The organism is Micromonospora sp. NPDC023737 (assembly GCF_040639715.1).
GTDB lineage: Bacteria > Actinomycetota > Actinomycetes > Mycobacteriales > Micromonosporaceae > Micromonospora.
In genome coordinates this window covers 839,864-853,387 of sequence record NZ_JBFAAL010000001.1, presented here as the reverse complement: position 1 = coordinate 853,387, position 13,524 = coordinate 839,864, and the positions used below count along the sequence as shown (strand labels likewise).

General features: G+C 72.6%; 9 protein-coding genes. 6 read left to right on the top strand and 3 right to left on the bottom strand.

The window, feature by feature from the left end; translation table 11 throughout:
- The first annotated feature begins 104 nt into the window (after nucleotides 1-104).
- From AB0F98_RS03735 to AB0F98_RS03715, 5 genes are all read left to right on the top strand, one after another.
- Nucleotides 105-2,708: an EAL domain-containing protein gene (locus AB0F98_RS03735; RefSeq protein ID WP_357728076.1), complete on the top strand. Its 2,604-nt coding sequence runs from the start codon at nucleotides 105-107 to the stop codon at nucleotides 2,706-2,708.
- Nucleotides 2,709-2,867: 159 nt separating this feature from the next.
- Nucleotides 2,868-3,173, top strand: a complete 306-nt coding sequence (gene gatC / locus AB0F98_RS03730; protein WP_357728073.1) for an Asp-tRNA(Asn)/Glu-tRNA(Gln) amidotransferase subunit GatC — start codon at nucleotides 2,868-2,870, stop codon at nucleotides 3,171-3,173.
- Between the two features lie 70 nt (nucleotides 3,174-3,243).
- Nucleotides 3,244-4,719 carry an Asp-tRNA(Asn)/Glu-tRNA(Gln) amidotransferase subunit GatA gene (gene gatA / locus AB0F98_RS03725; RefSeq protein WP_357728070.1) on the top strand — a complete coding sequence of 492 codons (1,476 nt, stop codon included), beginning with the start codon at nucleotides 3,244-3,246 and terminating at the stop codon, nucleotides 4,717-4,719.
- A 13-nt stretch (nucleotides 4,720-4,732) separates the two neighbouring features.
- A complete protein-coding gene (gene gatB / locus AB0F98_RS03720) occupies nucleotides 4,733-6,226 on the top strand; it encodes an Asp-tRNA(Asn)/Glu-tRNA(Gln) amidotransferase subunit GatB (RefSeq protein ID WP_357728067.1) in 1,494 nt (497 codons plus the stop codon).
- Nucleotides 6,227-6,324: 98 nt separating this feature from the next.
- Entirely contained in the window at nucleotides 6,325-8,685 is a 2,361-nt protein-coding gene (locus AB0F98_RS03715; RefSeq protein WP_357728064.1) for a pyruvate dehydrogenase, read from the top strand.
- 396 nt (nucleotides 8,686-9,081) lie between these two features.
- Here AB0F98_RS03715 and AB0F98_RS03710 read toward each other — a convergent pair whose 3' ends face one another.
- Nucleotides 9,082-10,650, bottom strand: a complete 1,569-nt coding sequence (locus AB0F98_RS03710) for a metallophosphoesterase (RefSeq protein ID WP_357728061.1) — start codon at nucleotides 10,648-10,650, stop codon at nucleotides 9,082-9,084.
- 22 nt (nucleotides 10,651-10,672) lie between these two features.
- On the bottom strand, nucleotides 10,673-11,848 hold the full coding sequence (locus AB0F98_RS03705; RefSeq protein ID WP_357728058.1) for a PQQ-dependent sugar dehydrogenase: 1,176 nt from the start codon (nucleotides 11,846-11,848) through the stop codon (nucleotides 10,673-10,675).
- A gap of 164 nt (nucleotides 11,849-12,012) precedes the next feature.
- Here AB0F98_RS03705 and AB0F98_RS03700 point away from each other — a divergent pair, with 164 nt between their 5' ends.
- The gene (locus AB0F98_RS03700; RefSeq protein WP_357728055.1) at nucleotides 12,013-12,939 is read left to right on the top strand and encodes a 2-hydroxyacid dehydrogenase; all 927 of its coding nucleotides are present in this window, start codon (nucleotides 12,013-12,015) and stop codon (nucleotides 12,937-12,939) included.
- 31 nt (nucleotides 12,940-12,970) lie between these two features.
- Here AB0F98_RS03700 and AB0F98_RS03695 read toward each other — a convergent pair whose 3' ends face one another.
- Nucleotides 12,971-13,348 carry a PH domain-containing protein gene (locus tag AB0F98_RS03695; RefSeq protein WP_355151372.1) on the bottom strand — a complete coding sequence of 126 codons (378 nt, stop codon included), beginning with the start codon at nucleotides 13,346-13,348 and terminating at the stop codon, nucleotides 12,971-12,973.
- Between the last annotated feature and the right edge of the window lie 176 nt (nucleotides 13,349-13,524).

Here is a 13,524-nt window from a genome sequence, read left to right as displayed (position 1 = left end):
CTACAACCGATTCGTGACTGTCATACCGGGAAAGCCGGCACCGAGGGCGTTTCATTGGTGCACGGCGTGTACACGGGCACGCCGACCGTTGTCCGGGAGGTGTGATGGAGGTCGCGGACCCGCGCAACGTCGTCCCGCCCGGACGCGTGGCGCCGTTCACCGCCTTCATCGGCGCCGTCCTGGCCCTGGCGTTGCTGCTCGCGGCCGGTCCACTGGCGACGCTGCCGGAGCAACTGCCGAAACTTCCGGTGGCCTTCTGGACGATGGCGGCGCTCGCGGTGGTCTGCGACGCCCGCCCGTTCGTACCGCCGGGCCGGCGGCACACGTCGGCGGTCTTCCCGTCCACCTGCTTCACCTTCGCCATCCTGCTCGGCTGGGGGCTGGGCCCGGCGGTGGTGGTGCAGGCGGTGGCCGTCATCGTCTCCGGCTGGCGGCTGCGGCACGCCGTGTGGCGTACGGCGTTCAACGTCGGCCAGTACGCCTGCGCCCTCGCCGCCGCGTACACGGTCACCCGCCTCGGACCCGGCACCGTCTTCTCCGGCGGAGTGCTGCACACCGCCGACGTCGTGGCGGTCGGTGGCGCGACGCTGGTCTGGTTCCTGGTCAACTACGTACTGGTCAGCATGGCCGTACGCCTCCGTTTCGGTGGCCGGTGGTGGCCGAGCTTCCGGCAGGGACTCGGCTTCGAGCTGCTCTCCACCGGTTCGTTGCTGCTGCTCGCCCCGGTGCTGGTCGCCGCGGCCCGCACCAGCGCCGCACTGATCCCGCTGGTGCTGGTGCCACTCTTCGCCGTCTACCGGATGGCCCGGCTCACCGTCGAGCAGCAGCAGCTCGCCTCCCTGGACCCGTTGACCGGGCTGCCGAACCGCAAGGCGCTGCTGGCCGAGGTCGCCGAGCAGGTCCACCTGCACGGGGAGCGGACCGGCCGGGGCGAACCGGCCGGGCACCTGGCGCTGCTGCTGATCGACCTGGACCGGTTCAAGAACGTCAACGACGCCCTCGGCCACGCGGTGGGGGACCGGCTGCTGGTCGAGGTCAGCCAGCGACTGACCACACTGGTCGGTGGGCGGGACATGGTGGCCCGGCTGGGCGGTGACGAGTTCGCCATCGTGATGACCGGTCTCACCGACGCCGCCGAGGCACGTGAACTCGCCGACCGGGTGGTCCGGACGCTCGCCGAGCCGGTGCCGCTGGACGGGCTGCCGCTGGACGTGGGCGGGTCGATAGGCATCGCGGTCTTCCCGGAGCACGGGGAGGACTTCGCCACCCTGATGCGCCACGCCGACGTGGCGATGTACGACGCGAAACACCGCAACGACACCATCGCCGTCTACACCGCCGAGTCCGACCACAACTCGGCCGAGCGGCTCGGACTCCTGGCCGATCTGCGGCGGGTGCTGGAGGCCGGCCCGGCCGTAAACGAGCGGGCCGACACCGACCAGCCGGCCGACGTGCGACCCGATGGCACGTCCGGGGCAGGGGAGGGCCAGCTCGTCACCGGCGCGACACGGGGCGGGGACGGCGCCGCCCTCGGCACCGCCGTTGATCGCGCCGGCAGGGCGCCGAGTGGAGGCCCGGGCGGCGACGGTGCGGCGCTGAACGGCGGGGTGACGGGTCCTCGGGCGCGCCGCTGGTGGTCGCGACAGCGGGAGCGCCGTCCCGAGGTGGTGCCCGAGGACGAGCTGATCAGCCGGATCGTGTCCGGCGCCGACCCGATCCGCCGCCGCACCGGCCGTCCCGGTGCGCGAGTGGTCGACCGGGGCGCGGTCGTCGACCGCCGGGCGGCGAACGGTCGCGGGCCGACCGCCGAGCCGGGCCACCACGGGCTCGGTGTGGCCGCCGACGAGGACGCTGTGGCCGCTCTGGCCGCCGACGCGGACGCCGGTGAGCACCGGGTCGAGGATTCGGACGCCGACCCGGCCGTCGACGCCGGCGAGATCACGATGTACTACCAGCCGCAGATCGCCATCGCCACCGGCGAGGTGGTGGGGGTCGAGGCGCTGCTGCGCTGGCGACACCCGCGGCGCGGAATGGTCGACCCGGAGGAGCTCATCCGGGTCGCCGAGCAGAGCACCGTGATGCGCCTGCTCACCCGCCGGGTGGTCGACGACGTCGTGGAGCAGCTCGCGAAGTGGTCGGCCGCGGGGGTCGGCCTGCGGGCCGCGCTCAACGTGAGCGTGCGCGACCTGCACACCGGCGAGATCGCCGACCAGATCGCCGACCGGCTTTCCCGGTACGGCGTACCGCCCGAGCGGTTGCAACTGGAGATCACCGAGGGCGCCCTGATGGCCGACCCGCGACGGGTGCTGGCCACCATCTCCCGGCTGCACCGCATCGGTGTGGCCATCGCGCTCGACGACTTCGGCACCGGCTACTCGTCCCTGCAACACCTGCGCCGGTTGCCGCTGTCCGAGGTCAAGGTCGACCGCAGCTTCGTCCTCGGCATGGCCGACGACCCCGACGACGCGGCGATCGTACGGTCGATGATCGAGCTCGCGGGCGCCCTCGGTCTGCGGGTGGTCGCCGAGGGAGTCGAGGACGAGCGGACCTGGCGGATGCTGCACGCCGCCGGCTGCGACGCCGCCCAGGGCTGGTTCTACGCTCGGCCGATGCCCGCCCAGGAACTGGTCACCTGGCTGGCCCGGTACCGTCCGGTGCGCCCCACCGGCGGTCCGGAGCCCGACCTGCGCAGCCGGCACGCCCGCTGAACCGGCCCCGGACGGGGCGACGCGGCGGTGTGGAGGGGGAGTGGGGGGACGCCACGCCGACACGGAACAATAGACTCGCTCCGGTCACCGCGCGTCACTCCGTACAGCTCGCGCGGTCGGCAGACCGGCCGGACACAGGACCGTTACGAAGGGGGCACGATGGCCGCCATCTCCCGCGAGGAGGTCGCGCACCTGGCGCGCCTGTCGCGGCTCGCCGTCACCGAGGAGGAGCTGGACACGTTCGCCGGCCAGCTCGACGTGATCCTCCAGGCGGTCGCCCAGGTCGGCAAGGTCGCCGCCGCGGACATCCCGCCGACCTCGCACTCGGTGCCGCTGACGAACGTTCTGCGTGAGGACGTCGAGACGCCGTGCCTGACCGCCGAGGAGGCGTTGTCGGGCGCGCCGGACGTCGATCAGCAGCGGTTCCGGGTCCCGCGGATCCTCAACGAGGACCTGGCGTCATGAGCGAACGTAACGAGCGAATCGGCATCATCAGCGCGCGGCGGGGCGCCGGCGAGCGAAGCGAGGCGGCGGCATGAGCGACCTGACCACGAAGACCGCGGCGGAGATCGCCGCGCTGGTGGCCGGCGGGGAGACCTCCGCCGTCGAGGTCACCCAGGCCCACCTCGACCGGATCGCGGCGGTCGACGACCAGGTGCACGCGTTCCTGCACGTCGACACCGAGGGTGCGCTCGCCGCGGCCCGCGCGGTCGACGAGCGCCGCGCGGCCGGTGAGCCGCTCGGCCCGCTGGCCGGCGTGCCGGTCGCCGTGAAGGACGTGCTCGCCACCAAGGGTGTGCCGACCACCGTCGGTTCCAAGATCCTGGAAGGCTGGCGCCCACCGTACGACGCGACGATCGTCGAGCGGCTGCGCGCGGCCGGCACGGTGATGCTCGGCAAGACGAACATGGACGAGTTCGCGATGGGCTCCTCCACCGAGTACTCGGCGTACGGTCCGACCCGCAACCCGTGGGACCTGAGCCGGATCCCGGGCGGCTCGGGGGGCGGCAGCTCCGCGGCGCTGGCGGCGTACGAGGCGCCGCTGGCGATCGGCTCGGACACCGGTGGCTCGATCCGCCAGCCGGGCGCGGTCACCGGCACCGTCGGGGCGAAGCCGACCTACGGCGGCACCTCCCGCTACGGGCTCGTCGCCTTCTCCTCGTCGCTGGACACGCCCGGCCCGTGCGCGCGCACAGTGCTGGACGCCGCGCTGCTGCACGAGGCCATCGGCGGGCACGACCCGCGTGACTCGACGTCGATCCCGCAGCCCGTGCCGGATGTGGTGGCCGCGGCGAAGCTCGGTGCGACCGGTGACCTGACCGGCGTGAAGCTCGGCATCGTGACCGAGTTCGCCGGCGAGGGCGCCGAGCCGGGTGTGCTGGCGGTGTTCCGGGAGGCGGTCGACGCGCTGACCAAGCTGGGCGCCGAGATCGTCGAGGTCTCCTGCCCGAACTTCACCTACGCGCTGCCGGCGTACTACCTGATCGCGCCGAGCGAGTGCTCATCCAACCTGGCCCGGTTCGACGGCGTCCGGTTCGGTCTGCGGGTCGGCGACGACGGCAGCCGGTCGCTGGAGGAGGTCATGTCCCTGACCCGGGAGGCCGGCTTCGGCCCGGAGGTCAAGCGCCGGATCATGCTGGGCACGTACGCGCTCTCGTCGGGCTACTACGACGCCTACTACGGGCAGGCGCAGAAGGTCCGTACGCTCATCACCCGGGATTTCACCGCGGCGTTCGAGCAGGTGGACGCGTTGATCTCGCCGACCACCCCGTTCGTGGCGTTCCCGATCGGCGAGCGCACCTCCGACCCCTACCAGATGTACCTGGCCGACCTGTTCACCATCCCGACCAACCTGTACGGGGGACCCGGCATCTCGGTGCCGTGCGGGCTCTCGGACGGCCTGCCGGTCGGTCTACAGGTCATGGCCCCGACGATGGCCGACGACCGCATGTACCGGGTCGCCGCCGCGCTGGAGAGCGCCGTCGGCACGTTCACCCCACCGGCACTGTGAGGCAGGAGCTTCGATGACCACGACACTGCCCTCGTACGACGACGTCGTCGCCCGCTACGAACCGGTGATCGGCCTGGAGACCCACGTCGAGCTCGGCACCCGCACGAAGATGTTCTGCGGCTGCCCGACCGACTTCGGCGGCGAGCCGAACACCCGGGTCTGCCCGGTCTGCCTGGGGCTGCCCGGCTCGCTGCCGGTGGTCAACAAGGCGGCGGTCGAGGCGACGATCCGGATCGGCCTCGCGTTGAACTGTTCGATCGCGGACTGGTGCCGCTTCGCCCGGAAGAACTACTTCTACCCGGACATGCCGAAGAACTTCCAGATCAGCCAGTACGACGAGCCGCTCTGCGTCGACGGCTACCTGGACGTCGAGGTGAACGGCGAGACGGTGCGGATCGGCATCGAGCGGGTGCACATGGAGGAGGACACCGGCAAGACGCTGCACGTCGGCGGCGCCACCGGCCGGATCCACGGTGCGACGGAGTCGCTGGTGGACTACAACCGGGCCGGTATCCCCCTCGTGGAGATCGTCACCAAGCCGATCCCCGGCACCGGCGAGCTCGCCCCCGACGTCGCCCGGGCGTACGTCACCGAGCTGCGGGACGTGATCCGCTCCCTGGGCGTCTCCGACGTCCGGATGGAGGAGGGTTCGCTGCGCTGCGACGTGAACACGTCGCTGAACCTGCCCGGTCAGGAGTGGGGCACCCGCACCGAGACGAAGAACGTCAACTCGCTGCGCTCGGTGGAGCGGGCGGTCCGGTCCGAGATGCTGCGGCAGGCGTCGGTGCTCGACGCGGGCGGCCGGATCACCCAGGAGACCCGGCACTTCCACGAGGACACCGGGGACACCACCCCCGGCCGCTCGAAGGAGACCGCCACCGACTACCGGTACTTCCCGGAGCCGGACCTCGTGCCGATCGCGCCGGACCCGGCGTGGGTGGCCGAGCTGAAGGCGGCCCTGCCGGAGCTGCCCCGGGTGCACCGCCGGCGGCTCCAGGAGCAGTGGGGTCTGTCCGACCTGGACATGCAGTCGGTGCTCAACGCCGGCGCGGTCGAGCTGATCGAGCGGACCGTGGCCGCCGGCGCCACGCCGGCCGCGGCCCGCAAGTGGTGGCTCGGTGAGCTGTCCCGGCGGGCCAACGAGACCGGCGTCGAGCTGCTCGACGTCGGGGCCACCCCGGAGCAGGTGGCCGAGCTGCAGGGCCTGGTCGACGCCGGGAAGCTCAACGACAAGCTGGCCCGGACGGTGCTCGAGGGCGTGGTGGCCGGCGAGGGCTCGCCGACCGAGATCATGACCAGCCGGAACCTGGAGGTGGTTTCGGACACCGGCGCGCTCACCGCCGCCGTGGACGAGGCGATCGCCGCCAACCCGGACATCGCCGACAAGATCCGCAGCGGCAAGGTCGCGGCGGCCGGCGCGTTGGTCGGCGCGGTCATGAAGACCACCCGCGGCCAGGCCGACGCGAAGACCGTCCGGGAACTGATCCTGGCCCGCCTCGGCGCCTGATCTCACACGGAGGGCCCCTTGTCGACGCCCGGCGCGTGGCAAGGGGCCCCCACCCCTTTTCGCATGGGCGTCATCGGCGACGCCCGGATGGAGCCACCGTGAACCAGCACGACCTGGACGTACTCGACGAGATTCAGCACCGGGTGCTCTGGCTCGCCACCCGGATCGTGGACGCCGCCAACCACGACCGCGACGCCGGCGACGGCGTGAAGGTCGGCGGGCACCAGGCGTCGAGCGCCTCGTTGGTCAGCGCGATGACGGCGCTCTGGTTCGCCCACCTGGACGCCGCGGACCGGGTGTCGGTGAAGCCGCACGCCTCGCCGGTCTTCCACGCGATCCAGTACCTGTTGGGCAACCTGGACCGCTCCTACCTGCCCCGGCTGCGGGCGCGGGGCGGCCTCCAGTCCTACCCGTCACGCACCAAGGACCCGGACGAGGTGGACTTCTCCACCGGCTCGGTCGGCTTGGGCGCGGCGGCACCGCTCTTCGCGGCGGCCACCCGCCGCTACGTGGACGCGCACTTCGGTCCCCGGCCCCGGTCCCGGTTCATCTCGTTGATCGGCGACGCCGAACTGGACGAGGGGAACATCTGGGAGGCCGTCGCCGACCCGGCCACCACCGGTCTCGGCAACGTGATGTGGCTGGTCGACTTCAACCGTCAGTCGCTCGACCGGGTGGTGCCGGGTGTGCGGATCAACCAGTGGCGGGGCCAGTTCGAGGCGGCCGGTTGGCACGTGGTGGAGGTCAAGTACGGTCGCCGGCTCGCCGCGGCGTACGAGCGGCCGGGTGGGGAGGCGCTGCGGACCTGGATCGACGCCATGCCCAACGAGCAGTACCAGTCGCTGTTCGGGCTCACCGGGCCGGAGTTGCGCAAGCGGTTCCTCGACGGCGCGCCGGAGGCGGTCGCCACGTTCATCGCCGACGTTCCCGACGACGAGTTGGGTCCGCTCGTCACCGACCTCGGCGGGCACGACCTCGCGGCGCTGCTCGACGCGTACGCCCAGTGCGACGCCGTCACGGACCGTCCCAGCGTCGTGTTCGCGTACACGGTGAAGGGGTGGGGGCTGCCGATCGCCGGCAACCCGCGCAACCATTCGGCGCTGCTCAGCACGGAGCAGGTCGACGCGCTGCGCGCCACGTACGGCCTGACCCGGGAGACGGAGTGGGACCGGCTCGACCCGGCGTCCCCGGCCGGCATCCGGGCCGGCGAGCGCCGGGAGGCGTTGTCCCGTACGCCACGGGAGCGGGCGCTGGGGGTCACCGTCCCGGAGGCCACGAAGGTACGCGCCAACAAGCCGATCTCCACGCAGGAGGTCTTCGGCCGGGTCCTCGTGGATCTGGCTCGTGACCCGGAGCTGGGCCGGTACCTGGTGACCACCGCCCCGGACGTGGCCACGTCGACCAACCTGGCCGGGTTCATCAACAAGACGGGCGTGTTCGCACCGAGCGCGCAGCGTGACTGGGCCGAGGACCGGATGCTGCGCTGGACCGAGAGCCCCGCCGGTCAGCACATCGAGCTGGGCATCTCGGAGATGAACCTGTTCCTGCTGCTGGGTCAGCTCGGCCTGTCCTGGGACCTGTCCGGCCAGCCGCTGCTGCCGGTCGGCACGGTTTACGACCCGTTCGTGCTGCGCGGCCTGGACGCGTTCCTGTACGGGACGTACTCGGGTTCCCGCTTCGTGGTCGCCGGCACCCCGTCCGGGATCACCCTCGCTCCCGAAGGCGGCGCGCACCAGTCGACCATCACCGCCTCGGTCGGGCTGGAGCTGCCCGGTGTGACGTTCATCGAGCCGGCGTACGCGGTCACTCTGGACTGGTTGCTCTGCGACGCCCTGGGCCAGATCGCGGGAGGCGCGGCGCCATCGGCGACGGCGGCGCCGACCGAGGACGGGGCCTACTACTTCCGGCTGAGCACCCGACCGGTCGACCAGGCGCCGTTCGAGGCGGCGCGCGCCCGGCTCGGGGACGCGGTACTGCGCCGGCAGGTGGTGGCCGGTGCGTACCGGCTGGTCGACGCCCATCAGGCGTACCCGCACCTCGCGGACGCGCCGGTGGTGCAGCTGGCGGCCTCCGGGGCGGCGCTGCCCGAGGTGCTGACCGCAGCGGCGGAGCTGGCGGACGAGGGCATCGCCGCGCACGTCGTCGACATCACCTCCCTGGATCGGATCTACCGGGCCTGGCAGCGCACGTTGCGCCAGGGGGTGCGTACGGCGACTGTGCCGAGCGTGCCCGGCGCGCTCCGCTCGGCGTTCGACGACCGGGCGCCGGTGGTCACCGTGCACGACGCGGCCTCGCACGCGATGGCGTGGCTCGGGTCCGCTCTCGGGGTGCCCACGGTGCCGCTCGGGGTGGACGAGTTCGGCCAGTCCGGCAGCGTCGCCGAACTGTACGAGCTGCACGATCTGCTTCCCGGCAGCATCGTCAACGCCGCGCTGGCCGCGCTCTCGCTCCGCCGCTGACCGACGGTCGGTCGGCGCTGGAGGGTCACCACGAGTGACGACTCGGCCCGAGTGAGGCGATGCGACTGAGAGTCACCGCCCCGCCCGGGCCGGCCACACCGGCCCCGCTCCTTTGCTCTGCACCCCGATACGCACCATCTGCCTCGACCAGGGAAAACGGGTTGAAGCCCCGATCGGCAGGCGCGTCACTCACCGTGACTGGCGCTAGTGGGGTGCAGAGCAAAGGGCGCGAGGTGCGGGGTCGTGCGGCCGGGCGGTGATTACTGTCGGTGTCGGCGGTGCGGTGTCCGAGCGTCGGACGAGACGCGGCGACACACGGCCACCCGCGGGCGACACCGGGGTAACCTGCGGCCACACGGGCGACGCGCGGCCAAAACGGGGCCGGGCGACGCGGGGTCAGCGGGTCGGGGTCGGCGTGACGGGCACCTGCTCGCCGGCCTTCGGGTCCTGGATCACATGGCGTTCCAGGTTCACCTGGGCCTGGCCGGTGCCCCCGACGGTGATGTCGTCGTACGCCTGGAGCAGTTTGTCCTGGTCGAAGTAGAGCACGCTCATCGACAGCGGAGTGGGCTGCTCGCCCTCCAGGCCGCGCAGCCCGGCACCGCCGGTGGAGCCCTCCACCAGCAGCTGGGTCGGCATCTGCCCGGGCTGCTCGGGCAGCTTCGAGACCTGCCGGGCGTGGGTGTGCCCGGCCAGCACCAGCGGACAGGTGCCGGACAGCGGCCCGGCGGAGGCCGGATCGTGCACCAGCGCGATGTTCACCGGGCGAGGCGACTTGCGGATCGTCGTGGCGAGTTGCTCGCCGGTCCCGATGATTCGATCGGCCACCTCCTGGGTCATCCCGCTGCCGGCCGGGGAGGTGTTCTTGTCCGGTGTGAAGCGTGGGTCGCCGATGCCGGCGATGGTCAGCCCCGCGACCGTGGTGGTCGAGTTGTTCAGCACTATCGCGTTCGGCTGCCGGGCGACGGCCGCCGCGGTCCGCGCCGAGTCGTGGTTGCCCCGGATGTAGACGTAGGGCTTGCGCAGCACCCCGATCGAGCCCACGAAGGACGCCTCCGGTTCGCTGCCCCAGTCGGTGATGTCGCCGGTGTCGATCACCACGTCGATGTCGAACTGCTCCACCACCGTCCGGATCAGCTGCCACCCCGTCGGGTTGAGGTGCATGTCCGAGACGTGCAGCACCCGGGTCGTCTCAGGTGCGGGCTCGAACACCGGCAGCGCCGAAACCGTGGTGTAGAGCTGGCTGACGTTGCCGACCAGTCGCTGGAGCTGCTCGGCGTACCGGGTGTAGTCGTTGGCTATCCGACGCGCGTCACCGACGATGGCCGGCGCGTTGACCAGTAGCCCCTCGTACCGCGGCTCCTCGATCGCCTGCGGGCGCATCGTCGCCGCCGCCGCGCCCAGGCTCCCCAGCGTGACCAGCAACGCGAGCCCGCCGGCCACCGCGGTACGGCGCACGTTCCGGAACACCAGCGCGGCCAGCAGCAGGGTGGCCAGCACGGCGGAGGCGAGGGTACGCAGACCGAGCCGCATCACCCCGGTCCGGACGTCGTCCACCGCCGAGATGCTCGCCCGCTGGATGCTCGCCGGGTCGTCGATCAACGCCTCGGTGCGTCCCTGGTCGAGCGCGCCGAGGCGGACGGTCAGGTGGGTCGGGCCGTCGTGGCTGTCCAGCAGGAGGGCACCCAGCGGCGGGATGTCGACAGTGGTCCCCCCGGCGGTGTCGGGAGAGATGGTGAGGGTCGCCTGGAACGGACCGATGTCCGTGTCGACCCGGCCGCCGCCGAGTACGCCGAGTGTGACGCCGGCGAGAGTGACCAGCAGTATCGCCAGGGTCACCCCGATCATGCGCAGCAGACCGCGCCGACCCGCCGGGCCGGTGCCGCGCCGCAGCGGCCGGCGACGCCGGCGGGCCGCCCGGGTCTCTTCACCGGCGGCCCGTTCTTCGTCCCGCTCCCCGTCCATGTCGGAAATCGTGGCTCTCCGGTCAGCTCCGTCCGGCCCCGCCGTCGGCGAACACCAGCCGCAGAAGCCGGTCGTCCTCCGGCGCCGGGGTGCCCCGCCCGTCGTGGTTCGAGGTGGACACCCACACCGACCCGTCGGGGGCGGAGGCCACGGCCCGCAGCCGGCCGTACCGCTCGGTCAGCAGCTCCTGCGGCTGCCCGAGCATGGCGCCCGTGTCGGTCAGTTCGACCACCCAGAGCCGCTTGCCGCGCAGGCAGGCGGTGACCAGGAGCCGGTCGGTCGCGGCCAGACCCGAACAGGAGGCGTCCGAGGTCGACCACTGGGTGATCGGGTCCACGTACCGCTTGTCGTCGCCGCGCCCCTCCACCACCGGCCAGCCGTAGTTCTTCCCCTTGACGATCTGGTTGATCTCGTCCCAGGTGTTCTGGCCGAACTCCACCGCGTACATCCGCTTGGCGGCGTCCCACGCGAAGCCCTGCACGTTGCGATGCCCCAGCGACCAGACGGGCGAGTTGGGGAAGGGGTTGCCGGCCGCCGGTTTGCCGTCCCGGGTGATCCGCAGGATCTTGCCGCCGAGGCTCTTCACGTCCTGCGCGTTCGGGCGTTCCCCGGCGTCCCCGGTGCTCGCGTAGAGCTGACCGTCCGGCCCGAACCCGAGCCCGCCGCCGTTGTGGACGGAGGCCTTCGGAATGCCGGTCAGGATCGGGGTCGGCTCACCGCCGAGTTGGAGCCGGGCGATCCGGTTGTCCCGCTCCGTCGTGTAGTAGACGAACAGCGTCCGGTCCCGCTGGTAGTCCGGCGAGATCGCGAGGCCGAGCAGCCCGCCCTCGCCGGCCGCGGCCACGTCGGGAATGGTCTGTGCGACCGTCACCCGCAGCCCGTCCGGTCCCGACTCCGGGCCGACCTTGAGGATCCGGCCGCTGTCCCGCTCGGTGACCAGGGCGCCGCCGTCGGGCAGGAAGCCGATCGCCCACGGCACCCGCAGGCCCTTGGCCAGCACCGTGGCCACCGCCTGCCGGCCCGCTCCGCCCGGGTTGGCGGAGGTCGAGGGAGTGGGGAAGTTCGGTGGCTCGCCCGCCGGGTCGGGTTCCGGCTCGCCGAAACTGCATCCGGTGGCCGCCAGCAGCAGAGCCGCGCAACACGCCGCGAGTGCCCGACGGGCGCGGCGGACACGGGGGTACGGGGGACGGGCGCTCACCCGGCCCAGGGTATCCCGCCGGGCCGCTGCCGGCGGCTCGTGCGGGCGCTTCGTCCGCAAGCGGTTTCCACGAACGGGTCGCCGGCCCGTGCGAAACCCGGCGACCGGCCGATTCTCGGCACCGGCGACGGACGTGGCCACCGACGGGGCTATCGTCGGCGAGCGTGAAGGTATGGATTCCGCACGAGGCCGGGTTGGCGCTGCTCGGCGAGCTGCCCCCGCAAGTCACCGTCGAGGTCGCCGAACGTCCGGAGGAGCTTCCGTCGAAGCCGGCCGACGTCCGGTTCTGGGTACCGCCCTTCCTCTCCGGTGGGGACGCCGCCGCGTTCCTGAACGAGCTGCCCGACCTCACGGTGGTGCAGTTGCTCTCCGCCGGCGCGGACGCCTGGGTGGGCCGGACGCCGGAAGGCGTGACCCTCTGCGACGCCCGCGGGGTGCACGACCCGTCGACGGCCGAGTGGGTGGTCACCGCGATCCTCACCCAGCTGCGATCGTTCCCCGCCTTCGTGCGGGCGCAGGCCCGACGGGAGTGGGCGTACGGCGACGTGACCCCCACCGACGAGCTGACCGGCAAGCGGGTGCTGATCGTCGGCGCCGGTTCGATCGGCACGGCGGTCCGCGACCGGCTCGCCCCGTTCGGGGTCGACTTCACGCTGGTGGCCCGCACCGCCCGCCCCGACCAGGGCGTACACGCCGTCGAGGAGCTGCCGGAGCTGCTGCCGGAGGCCGACGTGGTGGTGGTCCTGGTGCCGCTCACCGAGCGGACCCGGGGGCTGATCGATGCGAAGTTCCTGGCCTCGATGCGCGACGGGGCGCTGCTGGTCAACGCCGCGCGGGGACCGGTGGCCCGCACCGACGAACTGACGGCCGAGCTCGCCACCGGGCGGATCGCCGCCGCGCTGGACGTCACCGACCCGGAACCGCTGCCGGCCGACCATCCGCTGTGGGAGATGCCCAACGTGCTGATCACCCCGCACGTCGCGGGCTCGGTACGCGGTCTGCTGCCTCGGGCGTACCGGCTCGTCGGGGACCAGGTGCGGCGATTCGCGACCGGTCAGCCGCTGATCAACGTGGTGGTCGACGGGTACTGAGCCGGCTGTCTCCCGCCGGTGCGTCGGCGGATCAGCCGGCCGAGTCGGGCAGGGCCTGGCCGGTGGCCGAGACCAGACGGGGCAGGTCGGTGCCGCGTACGGCGGGAAGGACGACCTGCTGACCGTCGCCGAGCCGGGCCACCGCCCGCCCACGCGGGTCGGTGGCCAGCTCGACCACCTCGTCCCAGGCGATCCGGCGCTGCCCGGCAAGTGCGCGTACGCGCAGCTCGCGCGCGTCCGCGTCGGTGCCCGCCCGCCACGCCCAGACGCCGACGGCGAGCGGGACGAGCAGCACCGGCAGCAGGTACGCCCGGGCGTTGGCCAGCGGCAGGGCGCCGATGACGGCGATGATCGCCGCGGCCAGGAGCGCCTGGTTGTACCGGAAACGGACGGTGGCGGGCTTGGTCACCCTCCGATGATCCCACCTCCGGCGGGACGCTTGTCCGCCGGGCCGCGTACCCGCCGCCCGGCGGGCCGCAACGTGACAGGGATCACCGACTCCGGCGGTGTGGGGCGCGTAACCACTGCCCGGGGCGGATCGTTCCCGAACAATGGGCAACGGACTCGAAGCCCGCTGCCCGCATC

Bases quoted from the DNA above. Each gene is read 5' to 3' on its own strand.
- gatB (WP_357728067.1), top strand. From the start codon at position 4,733: ATGACCACGACACTGCCCTCGTACGACGACGTCGTCGCCCGCTACGAA.
- AB0F98_RS03735 (WP_357728076.1), top strand. From the start codon at position 105: ATGGAGGTCGCGGACCCGCGCAACGTCGTCCCGCCCGGACGCGTGGCG.
- AB0F98_RS03710 (WP_357728061.1), bottom strand. From the start codon at position 10,650: ATGGACGGGGAGCGGGACGAAGAACGGGCCGCCGGTGAAGAGACCCGG.
- gatA (WP_357728070.1), top strand. From the start codon at position 3,244: ATGAGCGACCTGACCACGAAGACCGCGGCGGAGATCGCCGCGCTGGTG.
- gatC (WP_357728073.1), top strand. From the start codon at position 2,868: ATGGCCGCCATCTCCCGCGAGGAGGTCGCGCACCTGGCGCGCCTGTCG.